At 74.2% G+C, this 23704-nt stretch carries 20 protein-coding genes and 1 tRNA gene; 7 read left to right on the top strand and 14 right to left on the bottom strand.

The window, feature by feature from the left end:
• Nucleotides 1-2 precede the first annotated feature (2 nt).
• From BDZ31_RS11640 to BDZ31_RS11630, 3 genes are read right to left on the bottom strand one after another with little or no spacing between them, the layout of a single operon-like run.
• On the bottom strand, nucleotides 3-644 hold the full coding sequence (locus BDZ31_RS11640) for an HAD-IA family hydrolase (RefSeq protein ID WP_183342178.1): 642 nt from the start codon (nucleotides 642-644) through the stop codon (nucleotides 3-5).
• The gene (locus tag BDZ31_RS11635) at nucleotides 641-1564 is read right to left on the bottom strand and encodes a dihydrodipicolinate synthase family protein (RefSeq protein WP_183342176.1); all 924 of its coding nucleotides are present in this window, start codon (nucleotides 1562-1564) and stop codon (nucleotides 641-643) included. The genes BDZ31_RS11640 and BDZ31_RS11635 overlap by 4 nt, the downstream gene beginning before the upstream one ends.
• Nucleotides 1561-2652, bottom strand: a complete 1092-nt coding sequence (locus BDZ31_RS11630; protein ID WP_183342175.1) for an alcohol dehydrogenase catalytic domain-containing protein — start codon at nucleotides 2650-2652, stop codon at nucleotides 1561-1563. Before BDZ31_RS11630 ends, BDZ31_RS11635 begins: the two co-directional genes overlap by 4 nt.
• 249 nt (nucleotides 2653-2901) lie before the next feature.
• Here BDZ31_RS11630 and BDZ31_RS11625 point away from each other — a divergent pair.
• Both BDZ31_RS11625 and BDZ31_RS11620 read left to right on the top strand, forming a co-directional pair.
• Nucleotides 2902-3118, top strand: a tRNA-Leu gene (locus BDZ31_RS11625).
• Between the two features lie 201 nt (nucleotides 3119-3319).
• Nucleotides 3320-5503 carry a class I tRNA ligase family protein gene (locus BDZ31_RS11620; protein WP_183342173.1) on the top strand — a complete coding sequence of 728 codons (2184 nt, stop codon included), beginning with the start codon at nucleotides 3320-3322 and terminating at the stop codon, nucleotides 5501-5503.
• 196 nt (nucleotides 5504-5699) lie between these two features.
• Here the strand turns inward: BDZ31_RS11620 and BDZ31_RS11615 are convergent, their stop codons facing one another.
• Nucleotides 5700-7049, bottom strand: a complete 1350-nt coding sequence (locus tag BDZ31_RS11615) for a globin-coupled sensor protein (RefSeq protein WP_183342171.1) — start codon at nucleotides 7047-7049, stop codon at nucleotides 5700-5702.
• An 87-nt stretch (nucleotides 7050-7136) separates the two neighbouring features.
• Between BDZ31_RS11615 and BDZ31_RS11610 the strand changes: the two genes are divergently transcribed.
• From BDZ31_RS11610 to BDZ31_RS11600, 3 genes are all read left to right on the top strand, one after another.
• A complete protein-coding gene (locus BDZ31_RS11610) occupies nucleotides 7137-8390 on the top strand; it encodes a PQQ-dependent sugar dehydrogenase (protein ID WP_183342169.1) in 1254 nt (417 codons plus the stop codon).
• A gap of 11 nt (nucleotides 8391-8401) precedes the next feature.
• Nucleotides 8402-9193: an MBL fold metallo-hydrolase gene (locus BDZ31_RS11605; RefSeq protein ID WP_183342167.1), complete on the top strand. Its 792-nt coding sequence runs from the start codon at nucleotides 8402-8404 to the stop codon at nucleotides 9191-9193.
• Between the two features lie 130 nt (nucleotides 9194-9323).
• Nucleotides 9324-10103: an SGNH/GDSL hydrolase family protein gene (locus BDZ31_RS11600; protein WP_183342165.1), complete on the top strand. Its 780-nt coding sequence runs from the start codon at nucleotides 9324-9326 to the stop codon at nucleotides 10101-10103.
• Here the strand turns inward: BDZ31_RS11600 and BDZ31_RS11595 are convergent.
• From BDZ31_RS11595 to BDZ31_RS11570, 6 genes are all read right to left on the bottom strand, one after another.
• The gene (locus BDZ31_RS11595) at nucleotides 10100-11344 is read right to left on the bottom strand and encodes a PucR-like N-terminal domain-containing protein (RefSeq protein ID WP_183342163.1); all 1245 of its coding nucleotides are present in this window, start codon (nucleotides 11342-11344) and stop codon (nucleotides 10100-10102) included. The genes BDZ31_RS11600 and BDZ31_RS11595 overlap by 4 nt on opposite strands.
• Nucleotides 11345-11454: 110 nt before the next feature.
• Complete coding sequence (locus tag BDZ31_RS11590) at nucleotides 11455-11952, bottom strand: SRPBCC family protein (protein ID WP_183342161.1); 498 nt, start codon at nucleotides 11950-11952, stop codon at nucleotides 11455-11457.
• A complete protein-coding gene (locus BDZ31_RS11585; protein ID WP_183342159.1) occupies nucleotides 11945-12262 on the bottom strand; it encodes an ArsR/SmtB family transcription factor in 318 nt (105 codons plus the stop codon). Before BDZ31_RS11585 ends, BDZ31_RS11590 begins: the two co-directional genes overlap by 8 nt.
• Before the next feature lie 35 nt (nucleotides 12263-12297).
• Nucleotides 12298-13377, bottom strand: coding sequence for a Glu/Leu/Phe/Val dehydrogenase dimerization domain-containing protein (locus BDZ31_RS11580; protein WP_183342158.1), 1080 nt, complete (start codon nucleotides 13375-13377; stop codon nucleotides 12298-12300).
• A gap of 157 nt (nucleotides 13378-13534) precedes the next feature.
• The gene (locus BDZ31_RS11575) at nucleotides 13535-15025 is read right to left on the bottom strand and encodes a sigma-70 family RNA polymerase sigma factor (protein ID WP_183342156.1); all 1491 of its coding nucleotides are present in this window, start codon (nucleotides 15023-15025) and stop codon (nucleotides 13535-13537) included.
• 352 nt (nucleotides 15026-15377) lie between these two features.
• A complete protein-coding gene (locus BDZ31_RS11570; protein ID WP_183342154.1) occupies nucleotides 15378-16817 on the bottom strand; it encodes a gamma-aminobutyraldehyde dehydrogenase in 1440 nt (479 codons plus the stop codon).
• Between the two features lie 149 nt (nucleotides 16818-16966).
• On the opposite strand from BDZ31_RS11570, the gene BDZ31_RS11565 reads away from it, so the two are divergent.
• Together BDZ31_RS11565 and BDZ31_RS11560 are read left to right on the top strand one after the other, a co-directional pair.
• On the top strand, nucleotides 16967-17710 hold the full coding sequence (locus tag BDZ31_RS11565) for a cytochrome c biogenesis CcdA family protein (RefSeq protein ID WP_183342152.1): 744 nt from the start codon (nucleotides 16967-16969) through the stop codon (nucleotides 17708-17710).
• 73 nt (nucleotides 17711-17783) lie between these two features.
• Nucleotides 17784-19724, top strand: coding sequence for a glycoside hydrolase family 15 protein (locus tag BDZ31_RS11560; protein ID WP_183342150.1), 1941 nt, complete (start codon nucleotides 17784-17786; stop codon nucleotides 19722-19724).
• A 58-nt stretch (nucleotides 19725-19782) separates the two neighbouring features.
• Here the strand turns inward: BDZ31_RS11560 and BDZ31_RS11555 are convergent, their stop codons facing one another.
• The 4 genes from BDZ31_RS11555 to BDZ31_RS11540 are packed head-to-tail and all read right to left on the bottom strand — an operon-like array spanning nucleotide 19783 to nucleotide 23703.
• A complete protein-coding gene (locus BDZ31_RS11555; RefSeq protein WP_183342148.1) occupies nucleotides 19783-20811 on the bottom strand; it encodes a hypothetical protein in 1029 nt (342 codons plus the stop codon).
• Nucleotides 20812-20851: 40 nt separating this feature from the next.
• Nucleotides 20852-22000 carry an aldo/keto reductase gene (locus tag BDZ31_RS11550; RefSeq protein ID WP_183342146.1) on the bottom strand — a complete coding sequence of 383 codons (1149 nt, stop codon included), beginning with the start codon at nucleotides 21998-22000 and terminating at the stop codon, nucleotides 20852-20854.
• Nucleotides 22001-22010: 10 nt separating this feature from the next.
• Entirely contained in the window at nucleotides 22011-23033 is a 1023-nt protein-coding gene (locus BDZ31_RS11545) for an NAD-dependent epimerase/dehydratase family protein (protein ID WP_183342145.1), read from the bottom strand.
• Nucleotides 23034-23037: 4 nt separating this feature from the next.
• Nucleotides 23038-23703, bottom strand: a complete 666-nt coding sequence (locus BDZ31_RS11540; RefSeq protein WP_183342144.1) for an NUDIX hydrolase — start codon at nucleotides 23701-23703, stop codon at nucleotides 23038-23040.
• Nucleotide 23704: the final 1 nt, after the last annotated feature.

The following is a 23704-nucleotide window of genomic DNA, read 5'->3' as shown; positions in this document are numbered from 1 at the left end:
CGTCAGGCGGCGTCGCGCAGCGGCATCCGCACGAGCTCGCCGATCTCGGCGGTCGAGCGCAGCTGGGCGCAGCCGTCGGGCCTGCGGCCGTAGCCCCAGGCCGCGTGCATGAAGCGCATCCCGGCATGCCGCGCGGCGGCGCAGTCGACGTCCATGTCGCCTATGAAGACGGCGTCGGCGACGTCGGTGCGCGCCTCGCTGGCGGCGATCAGCAGCGGCCACGGCGACGGCTTGCCGGGATGGCGGTCCTCCGGCGTCTGGACGGTCTCGAACGGCACGTCGAACTGCGACAGCGCCCAGTAGGTCTGCGGCCGCGCCTTCGAGGTGACGACGCCGAGCTTGACGCCGGCGACCGCCAGCCGCGCGAGCGCCGCCCCGACGCCGGGGAATGCCGGCACGCGCGGCGCGGTGCGCAGCGCGGTGGCGAAGTAGACCCGCTCGATCTCCTCGCGCTGCCGCTCCAGCCCCAGCCGCTCCATGATGTCGGCGAACGGCCGGCCGATCTCGCGGAAGTAGGCGGCGAACGGCACCGTCACGCCGAGGTCCCGCTGGACCGCCTCCCACGCCTCTTCCATTGCGGCCCGCGAGTCGACCAGGACGCCGTCGAGGTCGAATAGAGCCAGTCTGCAGCGGCCGTCCCTCACAGCAGCTTCAGCTCCTGCATCGCGGCCAGCACCTCTTCTCTGCGGACGGGGTCCAGCGGGGTCAGCGGCAGCCGCGTCGCGGGCGAGGCGATCACGCCCTTTGCGGCGAGGATCTCCTTGTAGCTGCGGATCCAGCCGTTCTTGGCGGTGATGCACGGCGAGACCGCCGGGACGACCTCGCGCAGCAGGACGGTGCGGGCGGCGTCGAGCTCGCCGTCCTCGAAGCTGCGGTGGACGCGCGCGATCGCGCTCGGGTCGACGTTGCTCCAGCCGACGGTGCTGCCGATCGCGCCGTGGCGCAGCCCCATCAGCAGCATGTTCTCGTCGCCGACGAGCACCTCGACCGCCGGCGCCCCCTCGCGCATCGCGAGCACCTTCGCGGGGTCGACGATCGACATCTTCACGTAGCGCACGTTCGGCGCCTGCTCGCTGATGCGGCGGACCCGCTCGACGCTCAGCTCGATCCCGGCGCCGCCGTCGTAGGCCATCACCGGCAGCTCGACCGCGGCCGCGACGGCGGTGAAGTGGGCCTCGGTCGAGGCGGCGGTGTGGTCGAAGTAGTACGGCGGCTGGAGCATCACGCACTCGGCGCCGAGCGCCTGCGCGTGCCTGGCGAGCGCGATCGAGACGCTGGTGGCGCTGTTGCCGACGCCGTAGGTGATCGGCACGCGCCCGGCGACGACCTTCGCCAGCGTCGTCATCAGCTGCGCCTGCTCGTCGACCGACAGCGTGAAGAACTCGCCGGTCGTGCCGAGGCCGACGATGCCGTCTATGCCGCCGTCGATCACGTAGTCGACCAGCGAGGCGAGCGAGCGCTCGTCGACCTCGCCGTCGTCGGTGAACGGCGTCAGCAGCAGGACCTGCGCGCCTTCCGGCCGCGTGGGCCCGTCGCCGTTGCCGAACGCGGTGCTGGGGCTCATGTGAAGGAGACCATCGCCTTTCCGGCCGCGCGAGCGGTGAACAGCTCGCTGGGATCCTCGAGTGCGTCGAAGCGGTGGACGTCGGTGATCGCGTGCTCGATCTCGACCGGCGTCTCGACGACCAGGCGGATCGCCGCCGGGAAGTCGTCGTAGAAGGTCTCGCCGCTGCCGACGATTCGCAGATCGCGCAGGCAGATGTCGCTCGGCTTGATCGCGACCTCGCCGAGGTCGGCGAAGTTGCCGAGCTCGACCAGGGTCCCGCCCCAGCCGAGCAGCCGCAGCGCGCCGGCGAAGGCGGCCGGCGTGCCGGCGGCGTCGACGACGAGGTCGAAGCCGTCGCGCGAGGAGGCGACGGCCGCCGCCTCCTCGGAGGTGGCGAGCGTGGCGAAGCCGAGCGCGGCGGCGAGCGCGCGCCGTCTGGCGTCGAACTCGACCACGGTCGGGATCGCGCCGGCGGCGGCGAGCGCGACGGCCGAGCAGAGGCCGATCACGCCGAAGCCGAGCACGAGCCCGCCGGCGCCCTTGGGCGCGAACCGCTCGCCGAAGGCCTTTCTCAGCGCGCTCAGCACGCAGGCCATCGGCTCGGCGAAGACGAGCCGCTCGGCCGGCGCCCGCTCGGGGATGTGGAAGAGGCGGGTGCCCGGCAGCAGCTCCATGTACGGCGAGAAGCCGCCGGTCAGCCCGTCGCCGGTCATCGTCAGGCCGTAGCAGGGGCGGTCGAGGCAGCGGTCGCCGCCGGTGCAGCCCGCGCACGCGCCGCACGGGACCCCGGGCGCGATCAGCACGCGATCGCCCGCGGCCAGCTGTGCCGCGGCGACCAGCCCGTGGTCGGCGGGGAGGCGCTCGACGCGGCCGATCACCTCGTGCCCGAGCAGCAGCGGGACGGGGACCTCGATCGCGCCGGCCCAGATGTGATGGTCGGTGCCGCAGACGCCGGTCGTCTCGACCCGCAGCAGCGTCCCGGCGTGCGGCAGCGCGCGGCGGGTGGCCAGCACCGAGCCGGGCCCGTGCAGCTCGAAGACGCGAACGGTGGCGCGTGGGCGCTGGGGAGCGTCGGCCCCGGCACCGGCGGAAATGAATGATGACATGGTTAATTGCACCTCGACAGCGCCGAAGGCGTGCGTGCACCACGGATGGGAGAGCCGCCCGGAACCCCCTCCTCGACAGCGGCTTCGGCCAGCCTACAGACCGCTCAGGAACGTTGCAAGACGGATCGAAAACGGTGGCGTTTTCGCCGTGTCTGCGCAGAAACAACGCTCTAATTGACTTCGGCGGAACGGCCTGCATATACTCGCTTCGAGCTGCCCGGGGGACGCGGTGCGGCTCAGTCGTTGCGAGCGTCCGTAGCTCAACTGGTCAACGGTAAATCGAATAGGTTCGTGCGTGCCTTGGAGCGCCAGCCCTCAAGCCGAAGGGATCGAGACCAAATCTTCCCCGTTTCGGTGGCTGATGCCGCGTTCGCGGCCCTCCTGGGACCGCACACCGCCAAAAGATGAGCTCAAGAGCTCCAGGTTTAGGGCCTGGAAGATGCGGGTTCGAATCCCGTCGGGCGCATTGGAGATGTGGTGCAGCAGCGGATTGACGTAATTCGTGAATCCGAACAACGATCGTAATGAAGCCGAAGATCGTGCATCGGTCGTTGATGCGCGCAGACCTCTTCGTCGACTCGAGAGCTCACGGTCGAGCGCGAACGCGCATGGGGCGCGTCGCGACGCCGCGTTGAACAGTTCCACGCCAGGCCGAACTGGGGGGATGATGGCCTCACAAAGCGTCACGCCGGACTACGCCCCGGCAGCGATCGAAGCCCGCTGGCAGGAGGCATGGCGCGAGGCCGGCGCCTTCGCCACGCCCGCCCCGCGCGAGGGCGAGCGGCCCGCCTACATCTTCGCGGCCTGCCCCTTCACCTCGGGCAGCGCCCACATGGGCCACATCCGCAGCTACTCGATAAGCGACGCGTACGCCCGCTTCCTGCGCACGCGCGGGCGGTCGGTGCTGTTCTCGATCGGCTTCGACGCCTTCGGGCTGCCGACCGAGATCGGCGCGATCCGCAACGAGCTGACGCCGAACGAATGGGTTCAGCAGTGCCGCGCGCGGATGCGCGAGCAGTTCGACCGGCTCGGCTACTCGTTCGACTGGGAGCGCGAGTGGGTCACGAGCGAGCCCGAGCTGTACAAGTGGACCCAGTGGCTGTTCCTGCTGCTGCAGAGAGAGGGCCTCGTCTACCACGCCGAGGGCCAGGTCGACTGGTGCGACAACTGCAAGACGGTGCTCGCCAGCCTCCAGGTCGAGGAGGGCGCCTGCTGGCGCTGCCACGAGCCGACCCGCCTCGTCGAGCGCTCCCAGTGGTACCTCGGCGTCAGCCGGTACCTGGAGGAGAACGAGAGAGGGATGGAGCGGCTCGGCGGCTGGAACCCGGCGGCCGTCGGCGCGCAGCGGACGATGCTCGGCCGCGTCGACGGCGTCGAGCTCGACGGCGCGACGCTCGACGGCACCCAGCTGACCGTCTTCACCCCGCACGCCGACGCCGTCGAGCAGGCCGAGTTCGTCGCGATCTCGCCGAGCCACCCGGAGATCGACGCGTGGATCCTCGACGACGACGTCCGCGCCCAGGTCGCGCGCATCCGCAGCGGCGGGATCGCCCGCGACGAGCGCGGCGCCGACAACGTCCCGATCGTCGACAGCGGCCGCACGCTCGGCATCGCCGGCTACAGAGACCCGCTGCCGGTCGTCGTCACGCCGGCGGTCGACGCCCGCTTCGGCCGCACCGCGGTGCTCGGCGTCCCGGCGGTCGACCGCACCGACGCGGCGATCGCGAGACGGCTGCCGTCGAAGGGCGCGGCGCTGTTCGCGTGGAAGCTGCCGCCCGGGCCGCCGCGGGTGCGCGAGGCGGCCCGCTACAAGGCGCGCGACTTCCCGATCTCGCGCCAGCGGGCCTGGGGCGCGCCGATCCCGCTCGTCCACTGCGACGCCTGCGGCACGGTGCCGGTCCCCGAGGAGCAGCTGCCGGTGCGGCTGCCCGACGACCTGCGCCCGACCGGCGAGGGCAACGTCCTCGCCCAGCGCGACGACTTCGTCCAGACGACCTGTCCGAGCTGCGGCGGCGCCGCGCGGCGCGAGACCGACACGCTCGACTGCCACGTCGACGGGCTGTGGCAGTGGTTCCCCTTCTCCGCGCCGGCCGGCGAGCGCGCGAGCGAGATGTTCTCCCACAGCGAGATGGAGCGCTGGCTGCCGGTCCACCAGGTGATCTGGGGCGCCGACGGCGGCGGCTCGATGTTCGACCAGCGGATGACGGCGAAGGTCCTGCGCGACGTCGGCGTGCTGCCGCACCTCGAGCACGGCGAGCCGCACGAGCGCGTGCTGATGCACGAGATGGTCCACCTCGACGGCCGCAAGATGAGCAAGCACCTCGGCAACGTCGTCGACCCCGACGAGCTGCTCCAGCGCGTCGGCGCCGACACTGTCCGGCTCGCCGTCCTCTACGCCGCCGCGCCGACCAACGTGCTGACGTGGACTGACCAGGCGCTGCAGTACTGCCGCCGCTGGCTGGTCGGCTTCTGGGGCTACGCGCTGCCGCGGATCGAGGGCGTCGGCGTCGTCCCCGAGCCCGATCCCGCCGAAGGGGCGGTGAAGCTGCGCGGGCGGCTGGAGAACTGGCGCTCGGTCGCGCTGCGGCGGATCACCGAGAACATGGAGGGACTGGAGACCCATCGCGCCGCCCGCAACGTGATGACGCTCGTCGAGCGGATCAGAGACTTCGAGCAGCGCGTGATCAGACAGCAGGGCGAGCTGGCGCCGAGCGACACGGCGGCGCTCCAGGGCGCGCTGCTGACCGCGGTCCAGTGCCTGGCGCCGCTGGCGCCGCACGTCGCCGAGGAGCTGTGGGCGGCCGCCGGCCAGGAGGGGCTGGTCGCGCTCGCGCCGTGGCCTGAGTCGTAGGGCCTCCACCAGGGAGGCGGCGCGCGCGGCGGGTCGGGGGACCTCGCCGCGCGCGGATCTTCAGCGCTCCCGCGCGCGGCCCGTCGGGATCAGGCCCACCCGCCCCGCCTGGCGCGCTATCGATCTCCCGCGCGCGGCCCGTCAGACCAGGCCCGCCCGCCGCGCCTGGCGGGCCGCTTTTCCTGCACGTGCGGCGCTACCGCCGCGCGTCCTCGATCAGCGCGCGGGCGTCGTCGAGCGAGGCGGCGAGCGACTCGCCGAGCGTGCCGAGGCGCTCGGCCATCGAGGCGACCTGCTGGGAGACGCCGGTCAGCTCGTCGGCCGAGCGGGAGACGTCGCCGACGCCCTCGACGATCTCGCCGAGCGAGCCGGCGGTCGTGCCGATCGCGTCGTTGATCGCGTTGAAGCTCTCGCGCGCGTCGCCGGCGTGGCGCTCGACCGAGGAGACCTGGTCGCCGGTCGTCTCGACGGCGCCGCCGACCGCCTCGATCGCCGCCAGCGAGTTGGCGTTGAGCTGCGTGATGTCCTGCAGCGCCTCGCGCGTGCGGTCGGCGAGGCGGCGGACCTCCTCGGCGACGACGGCGAAGCCGCGGCCGTGCTCGCCGGCGCGGGCCGCCTCGATCGCCGCGTTGAGCGCGAGCAGGTTGGTCTGGTCGGCGATCTCGCGGATGCCGGTGACGATCGTCGAGATCTCGCGCGTCTGGTCGCTCAGCGCGGCGAGCTGCTCGGAGATCTGCTCGACGCCGTCGCGCATGTCGGCGACGGCGCGGTCGGTCCCCGTCGTCACGTCGGCGCCGCCGCGCGCCAGCTCGACGCTCTGGGACATCAGCTCGTTGGCGCCGGTCGCGCGCTCGGCGATCCCCGTCGAGGTGCGGCTCAGCTCGGTCGCCGAGGCGTACGACTGCTGCGCGGCCGCGGCGAGCGACTGCGAGACCGTCGTCACCTCGCGCTGCTCCTCGGCGACGCGGCGGGTCTGCGCCTCCAGCTGCTCGACCAGCTCGACGGTGCGGTCGCGCGCGTCGATGAAGGTCTGGGTCACGATCGCGACGTCGGCGGTCGAGACCTTGCGGTAGGCGAGCAGCGCCTGCGTCATACGCACCGGGTCGTCGGCGTAGCGCTCGACGATCGCCGGGATCGCGACGCGGTCGAGCTGCAGTATCGCCCCGATGAAGGCGCCGATCGGCAGGTCGATGTGGTCGTGGACGGCGCCGATGCGCACGACGTCGCCGAGCCGCTGCGCCCCGAACTCGCCGCTGAAGACCGAGCGGAAGTAGCGCTTCATCGTCTGCGCGAGGCGCTCGACGGTCGAGTGGCGCTCGATGATCCCGCGCAGCTCCGGCTTGGCCAGCACGTGCGAGTAGAAGAGGTCGGGCAGCCCCTCGACCAGCTCGCTCCCCGGCGCCGCGTCGGCCAGCAGCGCGAGATCCGCGTCGTTGAGCCCGCAGAAGGCGAGCAGGTCGTTCCAGCGGTCGTCGCCGACCTCCAGCGGCGCGCCGGTCGTGGTCGACGCGGTCCCGAGGGCGGACGTGGGCGGGGCGATGGCCATTGAGGGAATCCTTCTTCGACGGGGACGGAGGCGCCGCCGCGACGCGGCACCTCATCCCTGTGGTCGGCGGGAGCCGGCCGATCTGCAATGCTCGGGTACGTGCACCGCCGCGCGCCAACCACGTTCCTGGCGAGCCTCCTGGCGCTCGGCGTCGCGCTCGCCGCCTGCGGCGACACGCCCGCGGTGCAGACGAGAACCGGCCCGGCGACGCTCGAGGGCGACGGCGCGGGAGGCCGCACGGCGAGCGGCCCGCAGGCGGCGCCGGCGCAGCGCCGCGGCCACAAGCTGACGCGCATCGGCCGCTTCGACGCGCCGGTGCACGTGACGCAGGCGCCCGGCGACCGCAGCCGACTGTTCGTCGTCGAGCAGGAGGGACGGATCCGCGTCGTGCGCAACGGCAGGACGGTCCGCACGCCCTTCCTCGACATCTCCGACCGCGTGCGGTCGGGCGGCGAGCAGGGGCTGCTGTCGGTCGCCTTCGCGCCCGACTACGCCAGCAGCGGCCGCTTCTACGTCGACTACACCGACCGCGACGGCGACACGCGGATCGTCGAGTTCAGACGCGGCTCGAGCCCCGATCGAGCCGACCGCGGCAGCGCCCGCCAGCTGCTGTTCCAAGCCCAGCCGGAGTCCAACCACAACGGCGGCCTGGTGACGTTCGGCCCGGACGGACATCTCTACATCGGTTTCGGCGACGGCGGCGGCGCCTTCGACCAGCACGGCCGCATCGGCAACGCCCAGAACCTTGGGACCTGGCTCGGCAAGGTCCTGCGGATCGACCCGCTGCCGAGCGGCGGCAGACCGTACGGCATCCCCGCCGACAATCCGTTCGTCGGACGGGCCGGCGCGAAGCCGGAGATCTACTGGTGGGGCCTGCGCAACCCGTGGCGCTTCTCGTTCGACCGCCGCACGGGCGACGTCGCGATCGCCGACGTCGGCCAGGAGGCGCGCGAGGAGGTCGACTTCCTGCGCCGCGGGACCGGCGCCGGCGCCAACTTCGGCTGGCGCGCGTGGGAGGGGACCGTGCGCTCCGACGACGGCCTGACCGTCCGCGACCACGTCCGGCCGGTGCTCGAGTACTCGCATGCCGGCGGCAACTGCTCGATCACCGGCGGCTACGTCGTGCGCGATCGGCGGCTCCCGGCGCTGCGGGGCCGCTATATCTACGCCGACTTCTGCGCCGGCCGGCTGCTGAGCGCGAGACTGCGGCTGCCGAGAGCGCGCGACCGACGGGCGCTCGGGCTGCGGGTGCCGTCGGTCACCTCGTTTGGCGAGGACCTCGCCGGTCGCGTCTACGTGGTCTCGCAGCAGGGCCCGGTCTACCGGCTCGACCCCCGCTGAGGGAGCTGGCGGTGGAACTGCTCACGGCCCACGACGTCGCCGTGATCCGCGCCGACAACCCCGGGCCGTTCACGCTGGAGGGGACCAACTCGTGGATCGTCGGGCGCGATCCGGCGTGGGTCGTCGATCCCGGCCCGGCGCTGGCCGCCCATCTCGACGCGCTCGCGGCCGAGCTCGAGGCGCGCGGCGGGCTCGGCGGCATCGCCCTGACGCACGACCATCCCGACCACGCCGAGGGGGTCGGCGGGCTGCTGGAGCGGACCGGCCCGGCCGCGGTCGCCGCCGCGCACGCCGCCGACCTGCTGCTCGGCGACGGCGACGCCGCCGGGCCGCTGACGGCGATCGCGACGCCCGGCCATGCCCCAGACCACCTCGCCTTCGCGCTCGGGCCGATCGTCTTCAGCGGCGACATCGTGCTCGGCCGCGGCAGCTCGCTGCTGATCCCCGCGCCGGGCGCGCTCGCCGCCTACCTGACGAGCCTGGAGCGGCTGCGCGCGCGCCGGCCGGCGGCGATCGCCCCCGGCCACGGGCCGCTCGTGACCGACCCCAAGGCGAAGCTGGCCGAGTACGTCAGCCACCGCCTCGAGCGGGAGCGGCTCGTGCTCGAGGCGCTCGACGACGGCGCCCGGACCGTCGACGAGCTGCTCGCGCGGGCATGGGCCGACGCGCCCCCGCAGCTGCGCGCGGCGGCGACGGTCACGCTCGCCGCCCACCTCGACAAGCTCGACGACGAGGGGCGGCTGCCCGACGGCGTCGAGCGCCCCGCGTGGCCGCTTCCGCTCGGCCGCGTCGGCCGCCCTTGAGCAGAACGCACACCGCCTGACCTCCCTTTTGTGGAGTATTGAGCAGACGGGAGCGACGGCCGCCCGTTACGGTCTTGCGCGAGGGGCGCACCGCGCGGGCGGCCGACACCACAGCAGGAGGGGAGAATCGATGCGCAAGGTCATGCGCGGGATCGCACCGGTCGCGTGCGCGCTCGCCGTCTTCGGAGGCGCCGGCACGGCCGCCGCCGCCGACCGCTACGTCGCCCTCGGCGACTCGTACTCGTCGGGCACCGGCACCGGCTCGTACACGCTCAACTCGGGCTGCCAGCGCGGCACGTCCGCCTATCCGTACCTGGCCTCCAGACAGCGGCCGAACACCGACCTCGTCTTCGTCGCCTGCTCGGGCGCGACGACCGACGACGTGATGGCCAACCAGATCTCGTCGGTGACGTCGTCGACGGCGCTCGTCTCGATCACGATCGGCGGCAACGACGCCGGCTTCGCGGACGTCGTCACCGCCTGCGTGACCATAGGCTGCTCGGGCGCGATCGACGACGCCGAGGCGTACATCAGAGGCACGCTGCCGGGCAAGCTCAACACCGTCTACGCGGCGATCCAGAGACAGGCGCCGAGCGCGACGGTCGCGGTGCTCGGCTACCCGCGCCTGTTCAGCTCCTCCAGCTGCGCCGGCACGACCGGGATCAGCGCGAGCGAGCGGACCGAGCTGAACGCCGTCGCCGACCTGCTCGACGCGACGATCTCCGCGCGCGCCGCGGCGTACGGGTTCAGATACGTCAGCGCGATCTCGTCGTTCAGCGGCCACGCGATCTGCTCCGGCAGCGCCTGGATCAACGGCCTGAACATCTTCTCGATCGGGGAGAGCTTCCACCCGAACAGAAACGGCCACAGCAGCGGCTACACGCCGCTGGTGCGGAGCGTGATCGGCTAGATCGGCTCCGCGGCGCGCCGCCGCCCGGCGGCGGCGCCGAGGCTGCGGGCGCGGAGGGCCAGCTCGAGCTCGAGCCGGCCCTCCGCCGCATCGAACCGCTCGCCGAGCAGCGCCCGCAGCTGGCCGACGCGGTAGCGGACCGTCTGCGCGTGGACGTGCAGGTCGGCGGCCGTCGCGACGACCGAGCCGTGATTGGCGAGCCAGCTGCGCAGGGTCGCCAGCAGCCGCTCGCGCGTCGCCGACGGCAGCGCCGCCAGCGGCGCCAGCGCCTCCTCGGCGAGGCCGGCGGACAGCAGCGGGGCTGCCGCCAGCAGCAGGTCGACACGGCGCTCGTCGGCGACGACGAGCGCCGTGCCGTCGGCGAGCGCCAGCGCCAGCCGCGCCCAGCGCGCCGACTCGGCCGCGTCTGCGAGCGCCACGGCCGGGCCGAGGCCGGCGGCGACGTCGCGCAGGTGGGCGCGCAGCTGCGCCCGGCGCGCCGGCCCGTCGGCGTCGGGGACGATCGCGTAGCCGACGCCGTCGACGCGCGCGCATGGCGCGTCGGCGGGCAGGCGCGCCGCGGCGCGCTCGATCTCCTCGGCGCGGAAGGCGAGCGCCGCGACGCGCGGCCCGGGGCGCCAGCCGGCGGCCGCGGCGAGCGCGCGCAGCTCCGCGGCCGGCGGCGCCGGCGCGCGCACCAGCGCGGCGACGAGCGCCCGCCGCCGCTCGCCCTCGCCGTCGCCCTCGCCGCGCGCGGCCTGCTCGAACGCGAAGCCCTCGGCCGACGCGGCCGAGATCTCGGCGAGGTAGGCGAGGATCGCGTCGGCGAGCGCGCCGAGCGTCTCGCTCGGCAGCCCGGCGCCGCTGCCGGTCCGCGCCAGCGCGCGCCATGCGGCGCGTGCGGCGTGGTGATACGCGGCCAGCAGCGCGCCGAGCGAGCGGCCGGCGCGGACCTGGCCGCGGCCGAAGCCGACGTAGAGGCCGCGGTCGGGCAGCGGCCCCTGCGGCCCGGCCGCGACCAGCTGCAGCAGGCCGCGGAGGCCGTGCTCGATCCCGTGGCGGGCGTTCGGGCGGCCGACGACCCACTCGCGCGGGACGTCGCGCTCGACGACGGTCGCGAGCACGTCCTCGACGACCGTCTCGACGGCCGGCAGCAGCTTCGCCGCGACCTCCGGCCCGAGCGCCTGCCAGGGCAGCGCGTCGCCACCGGCCGCCTCGGCGCCGGCGTCCCAGCTCCCCTCCGCACCACGCAGCTCGTCCACGTCCGCTCCCCGCCCGACCGTATCCGATCGCGGCCGGCCCGCGGCGGGGAGGCGTCAGCGTGGCGGCGCGCTCGCCGCCGGGATGCCGGCGAGCGCGCGCATGGGGAGCGTCAGCTCGCTGTCTGCGCCGCGTCGGCCACCGTCGCCGAGAAGCGCGCGAGCAGGTCGGCCCAGGCGTCGGCGCCGCCGAACATGTCGCGCATCTCCTGCGCCCGCTCGCCGTAGACCTCGAGGCCGCGATGCTCGAGCGCGACGCGCGTGCGCCCGTCGCCGGCCGGCTCGAAGCTGACCTCGATCGTGCTCGCCGTCTCGGGGTCGGGCTGCCAGTCGGCCGAGACCTCCCACGACAGCACGACGCGGGCGGGCGGCTCCCAGGCGAGCACTCTGCCCCACGGGCATTCGCTGCCGTCGGCGGCGCGCTCGAACCAGCGGCCGCCGACATGCCCTTCGATCACGGCGGTGACCGGCTGCTCGGAGCCGATGTAGCGCTCGGCGATCGGCCACCAGGTCTCGATCCGCTGCGTGAAGACGGCGAACGCCCGCTCCTGCGGCGCCGCGACGACGATGCTCTGTCGCACGACGAGATCTGCGCTCTGCTGGTCAGCCATCGGTCTGCTCCTTGGATTCCGCAGCGGCGCGGAAGGCGGCGAGCGACTGGTCCCAGAAGGCGTCGAAGTACGCCCGCAGGTCGGCGAGCGCCTGCGGGTCGACCTGGTAGAGGCGCCGGGTGCCCTCGCGGCGGTCGACGACGAGGCCGGCCTGCTTGAGGACTCTCAGGTGCTGGGAGACGGCGGGACGGCTGACCGGCAGGTCACCGGCCAGCTCGCCGACCGCCAGCGGCCCGTCGACGAGCCGCTCGAAGATCGTCTTGCGCGTCGGGTCGCCGAGCGCCGCGAGCGCTGCTGCTGTGTTCGTCATTGCTTACCGTAAGCCTATACTTACGAAGCTTCCTGTCAACCCCTCGCCACCGCGGCGCGCCCGGCCTGGGCGGCGGCGAGCCGCAGCTCGCCGCGCTCGACGGCGGCGGCCAGCGGCGTGATCCGCCGCTCCCGCGCGGCGGCGAAGATCTCCGCGAGCGTGCCGCCGATCGCGCGCACCCGTCTGCGCGCGATCGCGGCGTCGTAGCCGCCCGGCTCGAACTCGACCGCGATGTTCACGATCCCCCCGGCGTTGATGACGAAGTCGGGCGCCCACAGGATCCCGCGCGCCGCCAGCAGCGCCGCGACGGCGTCGTTGGCGAGCTGGTTGTTGGCCGCGCCCGCGATCCCGCGGCAGCGCAGCCGCGGGACGGTCGTCTCGTCGAGGATCCCGCCGAGGGCGCAGGGGGCGAGCAGGTCGACGCGGGCCGTCAGCGCCCGGCCCGGCGTCGTCCAGCTCGCGCCGAGCCGCTCGGCGAGCGCTCGCTTCGACGGCTCGACGTCGGCGAGCAGCAGCCTCGCGCCGGCTCTCGCAAGCCGTCTCGCCAGCCGCGAGCCGACGTTGCCGAGTCCGATCACGGCGATCGTGCGGCCCTCCAGGGAGCCGGTGCCGAACAGCTCGGCGCAGGTCGTGCGGATCGCCGCCTCGATCCCGAGCGCCGTGAACGGGCTCGGGTCGCCCGAGCCGCCGCGGCTGGTCGCCAGGCCCGTGACCGACCGCGTCGTCTCCGCGATCACCGGCATGTCGCGGCTGCCGACGCCGACGTCCTCGGCGGTCACGTAGCGGCCGCCGAGCTGCTCGACCGTCTCGCCGAAGTCGAGCAGCGCGTCGCGGCGCAGCCTGCCGGTCGGCCGCACGCCGGGCGGCAGCGCGATCACGCCCTTGCCGCCGCCGAGCGGCTGGTCGGCGCAGGCCGCCTTGTAGGTCATCGCACGCGAGAGGCGCAGCGCGTCGCGCGCGGCGAGCGTCGGGTCGTCGTAGGACCACATGCGACAGCCGCCGAGCGCCGGCCCGAGCACCGTCGAATGGACCGCGACGATCGTCGGCAGGCCCGAGCGCGGGCCGCGTCGGACGTACAGCTCCTCGTGGTCGAGCGGAGGCAGCAGCGGGTCCATCGGCCCGCACGCTATCGCAGCGGCCGGGCGGCGCTCGCAGGCGCGCCGGCGCTCACCGCGGCGTCAGCGGCGAACTCGCCAGATCGCCGCGGCGCGACCGATCGCGCACCCATCCGTTCGCGCCCTCGCCACCACGGAGGCGACGCGCTCGCGCGCGTCAGCGCGGAGGCGGGGTGGTGTTGCTGGGAGCGGTGCCGGCGCCGCCGGTCGTCGCCGGCGAGGCGGGCGGAGCGGGGGAGCCGGTCGGAGGCGCGGTCGTCCCGCTCGGTGGCGTCGCCGGGCCGCTGGCGGTGCCGGTCGTCGGGCCGGGAGCCGCGGTCGACGGGGCGGTGCCGCTGCCGGTGCCGCCGGTCGTCGGGGTGGTCGTCGTGCCGCCGGTCGTCGGCTCGGTCGTCGTCGGCTCGGTCACGGGGGCGGTGACCGGATCGTCGAGCGAGGCGTCGACCGGCGCGGCCGCGCCGCCGTTACCGGCGGCCGGCCGCTCCATCGGCACGGTCGTCGGCGGCCCCTGCGTAGGCGGTGCGACGGCGACGGGGACGGCGCGCCCGGCGCGGCCTCTCGCCGCTCTCTGCACGGCGGCCTCGCGGCGCGGTCTCGCCGCCGCTCTCGCGGCGGCCGGCGCCGGCGCGGCCGGGGCGAGGGGGAGCGCCTTCGGGGCGGCGATCGTCGCCGCGAGCACGGGCTGCGGTCTGGGGGCTCTCTCGACGCGCACGACGGCCGCCTCGCGCGGCGGCTGCTGCGGGCTCAGGCTGCGCTTGACCTCGACGGCGCCGCCGCCGGCGACGACCGCCGCCGCGACGACCGCCGCGACGTGCCCGGCCGTCACGCCGCTGCCGACCGCGGCCGCGCCGCCGACCGCCGCGGCGCCGCCCGCGGCCGCTCCGGCGCCGCCGCCGGCCGCGGCGGTGCCGCCCGCGGCGACGCCGCCGCCGCCGATCCCGAGCAGCTTCGCGATCAGCGCCAGCGGCCCGATCGTCGCGGGGGTCAGCGCGGCGAAGCGCTCGCGCATCGACTTCAGCTCTCTGCGGTAGGCGCGGCAGCCGGCGCAGTCGTGCAGATGGCGCCGGACCAGCCCGCTGGCGCGGACGCCGCGGTCGTGGGCGTCGGCGATCTGCTCGCGGATCTGGACGCAGGCGGTGTCGCGCGCCTCGGCGGCCTGTGCCAGCCCCATCCGCGCCCGCACCAGCAGCGACTTGACGGCCGGGACGGTCACGTCGAGCGCGGCGGCGAGGTCGACGTACGACATGCCGACGATCTCGCGCATCAGCAGCGCCGAGCGCTGCTGCTCGGGGAGGCGCCTTACGTCCTCGACCAGCCGCCGCAGCGACTCCTTCTGCTCGGTCTCGGCGATCGGGTCGTTCGCCGGCGGGCGGATCTGCTCGAAGACCTCCGGCGGCGGGGGCGCCGGCCGGCGCAGCTCGTCGATGCAGCGGTTGTGCGCGACGCGGTAGAGCCAGGCGCGCAGCGAGACCTCGCGATCGTTGGCGCGCAGCGCCCCGTAGGCGCGCACGAAGACGTCCTGGAGCGCGTCCTCGGCGTCCTGCCTGGAGCCGGCCAGCATCTGGCGCGTGTACGCGAAGAGGCGGGCGCGGTAGCGATCGTGGATCGCGCGGAAGGCCTCCTCGTTGCCCTGGCGGAACAGCTTCACGAGCTGCTCGTCGGAGCGCAGGCGCAAGAGGGGGCCGACGGCGGCTCGCGGCTTCTGTCGCGTGAGGCCTGCCGTGGCTGGAATCGAAGAGGCTTCCACCGGGTCGCTCCTACCCGTTCAACGGGGCTTGCGTCGCAAAGTTGCTCGCAAGCCCCGTCGACCGGGTTGGTAGGTGGGGACCGTACTGGATTTCACGGACGGTCCCCGGCGCTTCTCATCAATCGTTAACTAGCCGCAGCAGCGTTCTTGTGACAGCTCGGTGAGCGCCGACGCGCCCGAATTGCGTGCGCCCCGTGAGCGCGATCCCCCGGCGGCCGGCCGGGGGATCGTCCTGGTGGCGGGGCGTCCGCGCCTATTGGATGTTCGCCATCACGTGCTTGACGCGCGTGTAGTCGTCGAAGCCGTACTGGCTCAGGTCCTTGCCGTAGCCCGACTGCTTGAAGCCGCCGTGCGGCATCTCCGAGACCAGCGGAATGTGGTCGTTGATCCAGACGCAGCCGAAGTCGAGCGCCTTCGACATCCGCAGCGCGCGGCCGACGTCGCGCGTCCAGACCGAGGAGGCGAGGCCGTACGGGGTGCCGTTGGCCCACGCGATCGCCTCCTCCTCGTCGCTGAAGCGCTGGATCGTGACGACCGGGCCGAAGATCTCCCGCTGGATCATCTCGTCCTGCTGCTGGAGGTTGGCGACGACCGTCGGCTCGTAGAAGAAGCCGGGCAGGTCGGGTGCCCTGCCGCCGGTGACGACCTCGGCGTGGCTGGGCTTGCGCTCGAGGAAGCCCGCGACCCGCTCGCGCTGGCGCTGGGAGTTGACCGGGCCGAGCGTCGTGTCGGCCGAGAGCGTGTCGCCGAGCACGAGCCCGCGCGCCTGCTCGGCGATGCCGGCGACGACGTCGTCGTAGTGCTTGGCCCCGACCAGCACCCGCGTCGCGGCCGTGCAGTCCTGGCCGGCGTTGTAGTAGCCGGCGCCGGCGATCGCCTCCGCGACGGCGCCCATGTCGGCGTCGTCGAAGACGACGACCGGCGCCTTCCCGCCGAGCTCGAGGTGGACGCGCTTGAGCGAGTCGGCGGCCGCCTTCGCGATCCACTTGCCGGTCGCGACCGAGCCGGTCAGCGAGACCATGTCGACGTCGGCGTGGGTGACGAGCGCCTGCCCGGCCGGGTCGCCGTGACCGCAGATCACGTTGAAGACGCCGGGCGGCAGGAACTCGGCGGCGACCTCCGCGAGCAGCACGGAGGTGACCGGCGTCGTCTCCGCGGGCTTGAGCACGAGCGTGTTGCCGGCCGCCAGCGCCGGGCCGATCTTCCAGCCGGCCATCATCAGCGGGTAGTTCCACGGCGCTATCTGGCCGATCACGCCGACCGGCTCGCGCCGGATCATCGACGTGTACCCCTCCATGTACTCGCCGGCCGACTTGCCCTCGAGGATCCGCGCGGCGCCCGCGAAGAAGCGGATGTTGTCGCAGAAGACGGGGATCTCGTCGCTCTTGACCGCCTCGATCGGCTTGCCGGCGTTGACCGCCTCCAGCTCGGCGAACTCGTCGGCGCGCGCCTCGACGGCGTCGGCGAGCCGCAGCAGCGCCAGCGAGCGCTCGCCGGGGATCGTGTCGCGCCAACCGGGGAAGGCGCGGCGCGCGGCCGCGACGGCGCGGTCGACGTCCGCGGCGCTCGACAGCGGCGCGTCGGCGATCTGCTGACCGGTGGCGGGGTTGAGGACCGGCTCCGTGCGGCCGTCGGCCGCGTCGGCGGGCTGGCCGTCGATGAAGTTGCGAAGCGTGCGAACCGCGGTCGCCATCGTCTGCTCCCTCTCCGTGTCTGTTCTCCGGTCGGAACGTACCACCGCCTCGGCGGGGCGCGGCGGACAGTCGCGGAGGCCTCGGTGCGCCGCCGCGGTGCACGGTCCGCACGTCCGCAGCGATACCCCGTCGGTACCCTCTGGACACCATGGACCCCGCCTCCGGAGTCGGCATCCCGCTCGCGCTCGCCGCCGGCCTCGTCTCGTTCCTCTCGCCGTGCGTGCTGCCGCTCGTGCCGGGCTACATCTCGGCGGTCGCCGGCGTCGCCCCGGGCGAGGTGAGGGGGCGGGAGGGGATCCGCCAGGTGCTGGGCCCGAGCCTGCTGTTCGTGCTCAGCTTCTCGACGATCTTCATCGTGCTCGGCCTCGGGGCGACGGCGGTCGGGTCGACGCTGCAGAGAAATCGCGACACGCTCGAGAAGGTCTCGGCCGCCGTCATCGTCGCGATGGGGATCTTCTTCGTCGCCGCGCCGTTCGTCACGAAGCTCAACCGCGAGTTCCACGTCGGCGGGCTGATCGCGCGCGCGGGCAGGGGCGGCCCGCTGATCGCCGGCGCCGCCTTCGCGATCGCGTGGACGCCGTGCATCGGGCCGACGCTCGGCGCGATCCTCAGCGCCGCGGCGCTGTCGGACTCGGCCGGCCGCGGGGCGCTGCTGCTCGCCTTCTACTCGGCCGGGCTGGCGATCCCGTTCCTGCTGACCTCGATCGCGTTCGGGCGGATGACGACCGCCTTCGCGCTCGTGAAGCGCCACTACGGGCTCGTCATCGGGACCGGCGGGGTCGTGCTGATCGCGATGGGGATCCTGATCTGGACCGGCGAGTTCTTCCGCCTCAACGCCGAGGCGCAGAACCTGCTCGACAGCCTCGGCCTCGACTTCTGGAACAGCGTCTGAGTCCCTCGCCGGCTCCCGCGCGTGCAAGCATGCAGGTGACGGCAGGCGGAGAGCGGCGGAGAGGAGCGACCGGATGAGCGAGACGGCACCCGCGAGGAGAGCGCGCACCGGCCAGCGCACGCCGCCGAGAAGGCGCCCGCGCGCGAACGCCCGGCGGCGCCGCGAGCCGGCCAGCTCGCCGTTCCCGCCGATCGGCGACTACGCCTTCATCTCCGACTGCCACACCGGCGCGCTGATCGCGCCCGACGGGACGATCGAGTGGCTGTGCGCGCCGCGCTTCGACGCCCCGAGCGTCTTCGGCTGCCTGCTCGACCGCGGCGCCGGCGGCTTCCGGCTCGGGCCCTACGGGACGACCGTCCCCGGCGCCCGGCGGTACGAGCCCGGGACGATGATCGTCGAGACGACGTGGATGACGCAGTCGGGCTGGGTCGTCGTGCGCGACGCGCTCGCGATCGGCCCGTGGGGCGAGCACAACGGCATCGACGGCACCCGTACGCGGCCGCCGACCGACGAGGACGCCGAGCACGTGCTCGTGCGGACGATCGAGTGCATCCAGGGCAGCGTGCAGATCGAGATGATCTGCGAGCCGATGTTCGACTACGCGCGCGAGCCGGCCGAGTGGACGGTCGTCGGCGACGGCTACGACGCCGTCGACGCCCACCACCACACCGGCTCGCTGCGGCTGATGAGCGACCTGCGGATCGGCATCGAGGGCAACCGCGCCCGCGCCCGTCACACGCTGCAGGAGGGCGAGACGCGGTACGTCGCGCTGTCGTGGGCGCACGACCTGCACGGCCCGAGCACGGCGGAGCAGGCGAGCGCGATGCTCGCGCGCACCTCGCACTTCTGGCGCGACTGGCTCGACGACGGCCACTTCCCCGACCACCCGTGGCGGGTCCACCTGCAGCGCTCGGCGCTGGTGCTGAAGGGTCTGACCTACGCGCCGACCGGCGCGCTGGTCGCGGCGCTGACGACCTCGCTGCCGGAATCGCCCGGCGGCGAGCGCAACTGGGACTACCGCTACACGTGGATGCGCGACGCGACCTTCACGCTGTGGGGCCTGCACGCGCTCGGCCTCGACTGGGAGGCCGACGACTTCATGCAGTTCGTCGCCGACGTGCCGCGCAACGAGGACGGCTCGCTGCAGATCATGTACGGCATCGGCGGCGAGAAGGAGCTGACCGAGTCGACGCTCGACCACCTCACCGGCTACGAGGGCGCGCGGCCGGTGCGGATCGGCAACGGCGCCTTCGACCAGAGGCAGAACGACGTCTTCGGCGCGGTGCTCGACTCGGTCTACCTGCACACGAAGGCGCGCGGCCACCTGCCGCAGCGGCTGTGGCCGGTGCTGGAGGCGCAGGTCCGCTGCGCGATCGACGTCTGGGACCGGCCCGACCAGGGGATCTGGGAGGCGCGCGGCGCCCCGCGCCACTACGTCTCCTCGAAGCTGATGTGCTGGGTCGCGCTCGACCGCGGCGCGCGGCTGGCCGAGATCCACGGCGAGCCGGGCCTGGCGGCCGAGTGGCAGGCGATCGCCGACCAGATCAAGGCCGACATCCTCGAGCACGGCGTCCGCGACGGCATCTTCCGCCAGCACTACGAGACCGACGCGCTCGACGCCTCGGTCCTGCTGATCCCGCTCGTGCGCTTCCTGCCGCCCGACGACGAGCGCGTCCGCGCGACCGTGCGCGCGATCGCGAAGGAGCTGACCGTCCACGGCTTCGTGCTGCGCTACAGAACCGAGGAGACCGACGACGGGCTCCACGGCGAGGAGGGCTCGTTCCTGATCTGCTCCTTCTGGCTGGTCGCGGCGCTGGAGGAGATCGGCGAGCACCGTCGCGCGAAGGCGCTGCTGGAGAGACTGCTCGCCAACGCCTCGCCGCTGAAGCTCTACGCCGAGGAGCTCGACCCCCACAGCGGCCGCCAGCTCGGCAACTACCCCCAGGCGTTCACCCACCTCGCCCTCATCAACGCGATCATGCACGTGATCGAGGGCGAGGGCGGGGCGCTGTAGGATCGCACGCCGCGCCGGCGCTTGGAGCGGGGCGCCTGCTCGGCACCGCGCTGCGCGCTCAGCGCAGGCGCAGACGCACGATCCGCGGCGTCGTCCCGGCGCCGGTCACGACCGCCTCCAGCGCCGCTGGGCGCGCAGCGAGGGCGCGGCGCGCGCGGGTGCGGAGCCGAAGCGCGACCGTCCGCTCGACACCGGGCGCGAGCCGCGCGACGGCGCGTCTGCCGAGCATGCGCGGCCGCGTCGCGCCGCGCGGCCGCCAGCGCAGCGCGAGCGCGCCGGCGCAGGCGGAGCCGGCCGTGCGGGGGCAGGCGATCCGCACGCGCACGGTCGCGCCGGTGCGGATCGCGCGCCGGCCCACGACGGCGACGGGCGGGGCCGTCGGGCTCGTCGCCGCGCCCGTCGGCGCCAGGACCGTCGCGGGCGCCGGGCGCGGGCTGCCGCCGGCCCTGCGCACGATCGCGACATGCTCGCCGAACGGCGCGACCAGCGCGCGGATCGCCGCCTCGTCGGCCGCGCTGCTCTCGTCCCACAGCCACACGAGCACGCGGATCGCGCCGTCGTGCTCGTCGCAGCCGACGCCGAACCCGCCCGCGTGCGGCGCGCCGGGCGCCGTCAGCAGCGCGGCGACCTGGTCGCGCGTCGCCTCCAGCGCGGCGTGGGAGAAGGGCTGCGGGACGACGCGCAGCGCCGCCGCCGCGGCCGCGGCCAGCGGCGCCGGCGCCTGCGACAGCAGCTGCGCGGCGATCGCGGCTCTCGCCGCGTCGGGGTCGAGCGGGCCGGGCGCGAGGCCGACGCGCCAGCCGTCATGCCAGGGCGCCACCCAGACGCCGGCGAACTGGTCGCCGAGCAGCGCCGCGAGGCGTCTCTCGGAGGCGACGCCCTCGCGGATGCCGTCGCGGGAGCCGATCACGCTGACGACCTGCAGGCCTGCGTCGTAGCCGGGGCCGAGCGAGGGCACGCCGCTCGGCGCGCCGGCCCAGCAGCCGACCTCGGGGAGAGGCTCGCTCGCGGGGGCGGCGGGCGCGGCGGCGAGCGACGTCGCGACGGCCGCGGTGAGCGCGACGGCGAAGGCAGGAATCTGGCGCATGCACGTCAGTGTGGTCGTTGCGGCGGCGTGCCGCAACCGTTCACGCGCTCTTGGCGAGGTCGCGCGCGGGGTCGATCGACCAGCGCGCGGCGAGCTGGGAGAGGGGGGCGTCGATCTCCCAGCGGTCGGGGAGGGCCGGGCCGGCGTGGTCGACGGCCGCGCCCTTCAGCGCCATCGAGCCGGCGTTGTCGCCGATCGCCCGGATCTCCTCGACCTCGCCATCGGTGAGGCGGTTCTCGGGCGGCAGCGCCGCCAGCTCGGCGCGCTTGGCCTCGACCGGCTTGGCGTCGGAGCCGGCCTCCTGCACGAGCGTCGGCACGACCGACTCGACCGGGCCGTGGGCGAGGTTCCACTGGCAGGCGAGCTGGAGCGGCGTCAGGTCGTGGCGGGCGGCGATCGCCTCCATCCGCGCGATCCGCTCCAGGCCCCGCTCGACCCAGCCGGCCGGGCGGAACTTGCGGTGGTCGCGCTCGCCGAGCGTGCCGGGGTCGGTCAGGTCGCCGCCGAAGAGGCCGCCGTAGTCGACGACGCGCGTGAGCACTCTGACGCCGTGTCTCTCCGCCGCCGGCAGGACCAGCTCGCCGGGCCACGGCTCAAGCGGGTTGAGGATCACCATCGCCCAGTCGATGCGGTCGCCGTAGCGCTCGAAGCAGTCGATCAGGTCGAGCGTGAAGCCGTTGGCAGGGCCGGGGGCGACGCCGATCAGGTCGGTCAGGCCGGCGTCGCGCAGCGCGGCCATCCCGTCCCAGACCGCCTCGCTTCGATATCCGGTCTGGTCGGGGTTGTGCAGCAGCAGCAGGTCGAAGCGGTCGACGCCGCAGCGCTCCAGCGACGCCTCGGTCGCGCGCCGCAGGTAGCCGGCGTAGTCGTCCTCGCGCCGCAGGCGCGGGTCGGTGAAGCGGGGGAAGCCCTTCGCGCCCTCGCGCTCGCCGTCGTAGAAGTCGTGGCCGACGGCGCCGACGAGCACGTAGTCGTCGCGTCTGAGCCCAGTCAGCGCCCGGCCGAGCAGGCGGTCGGCGTCGCCGGCGCCGTAGGCGTCCGCGGTCAGCACGGTGTGGATCCCGGCGCCGGACGAGATCGGGTCGGGCCGCAGTAGCGCCAGCAGGCGCTCGTCGTCGAGCGGCTCGCCGAAGTGCATGAAGCGGCCGCCGCTCCAGGTGCCGATCGCGGTCCGGGTGGGGTGGGGCATGGGGAAGACGCTAGCGCAGCAGCTGCGCGGCGCGCGCCTCGGCGATCGTCGCCCGCAAGGTCTCGCGCACACCGTGTCTCGGCCGCCATCTCAGCTCGCGCTCGGCCTTCGAGACGTCCATCAGCATCGGCACGCGCAGCGCGTTGAGCCACTGCGCGTCCTCGGGCACGAACGGCAGCCGCGTCGCCATCTCGGCGGCGACGTCGACGGCCAGCTCCGGCACCGGGATCGAGTACCAGCCGAGGTCGTCGGCGAGGTCGCGCATCGTCAGCGTGCCGTGCGCGGCGAGGTTGTAGACGCCGCCTCCGCCCCTGCCGAGCACCGCGGCGCGCAGCGCGCTCGCGACGTCGTCGTGGTGGACCAGCTGGAACGAGATGCCGTTGTCGGGGATCACCGGCTTGAGCACCGGCACGGCGTCGAGCAGCCGCCAGACCGCCGACGGCATGCGGTCGCCGAGCTGGACGTAGGGGATGTTGCCGATCAGCATCAGCGCGTCGGGCCCGGCGACGATGCACGGCCGGAAGACGTAGACCTCGGTCGCGCTGCCGACGGTCGTCTCGGCCAGCAGCCGCTCGACCTCGGCCTTCGCCTTCGAGTAGGCGTGCGCGTCGGTCCCGCGCGGGCGCAAATCCTCTCTCAGCAGCGGCGGGTTGTCGTCGTGGAAGCCGTATGCGGCGACCGACGAGGTGTAGACGAGCCGTCTGGCACCGGCGCGCACCGCGGCCGAGAAGACGTTGCGCGAGCCGGTCAGGTTGACCTCGCGCCCGCGCTCGCCCGGCGCGCCCATGATCGCGAAGGCGAGGTGGACGACGACGTCGGCGCCGTCGACCAGCTCGGCGACCGCGTCGCGGTCGAGCACGTCGCCGCGCAGGTAGTCGGTCTTGCGCCAGCCTTCGGCGGCCGGATCGATCTGGCGGCGGCCGAGCGCCTTCACGCGCCTCACGTCGCGGCTGCGCTCGAGCGCCCGCATGAGGGCGCGCCCGACGTCTCCCGTGGGGCCGGTGACGGCGACCGTGAGCCCCGCGCCGGCCATCGGATCAGGCCGTGCGCCCCGCGCTCTCGTAGCCGGGATCGCCCGGCAGCAGCACGTGCGGCTCGTCTCTCACCATCACGATCCGCGGCTCGATCGGGTGGACCTCGCTCTCGAGGCTGTGCGCGACCAGCGCGTCGACCGAGCCGAAGGCGCGCAGCTGCTCGAGGTGCTTGATCGTCGGGAAGACGAGCGGCAGCCCGCCGGCGGCGTGCTCGGCGAGCGCGGCGGCCGGCGTCGTCCAGCGGAAGTCGACGCACTCCTCGCCGTCGACTCTCGCCTCGGCGCGCCACGGCGCCGGCGCGACGAAGAACCACGTGTCGAAGCGGGTCATCAGGTGGGCCGGCGTGATCCAGCGCGAGAACGGGACGAGCTGGTCGGCGCCGTCGAGGCGGATCCCGGCCTCCTCGGCGACCTCGCGCACGGCGGCGGCGCGCAGCGCGAAGTGGAGCCCCTCGGGATCGTCGCTGGCGTAGTCGGCCGGGTCGACCGAGCCGCCGGGGAAGACCCAGACGCCGGCCATGAAGCGGGCGCTCTGCGTGCGCTGGACGAGCAGCACCTCCAGCCCGCCGTCGCCGTCGCGGACGACGATCGCCGACGCCGCGACGCGCGGCGCGACCGTCGGGCCGGGGTTGACCTCCTCGCCGGGGCCGAGTCCGGGGTGGCGTTCCATG

This window comes from Conexibacter arvalis (genome assembly GCF_014199525.1).
Taxonomy (GTDB): domain Bacteria; phylum Actinomycetota; class Thermoleophilia; order Solirubrobacterales; family Solirubrobacteraceae; genus Conexibacter; species Conexibacter arvalis.
This window is presented reverse-complemented; position numbering and strand designations above follow the sequence as displayed.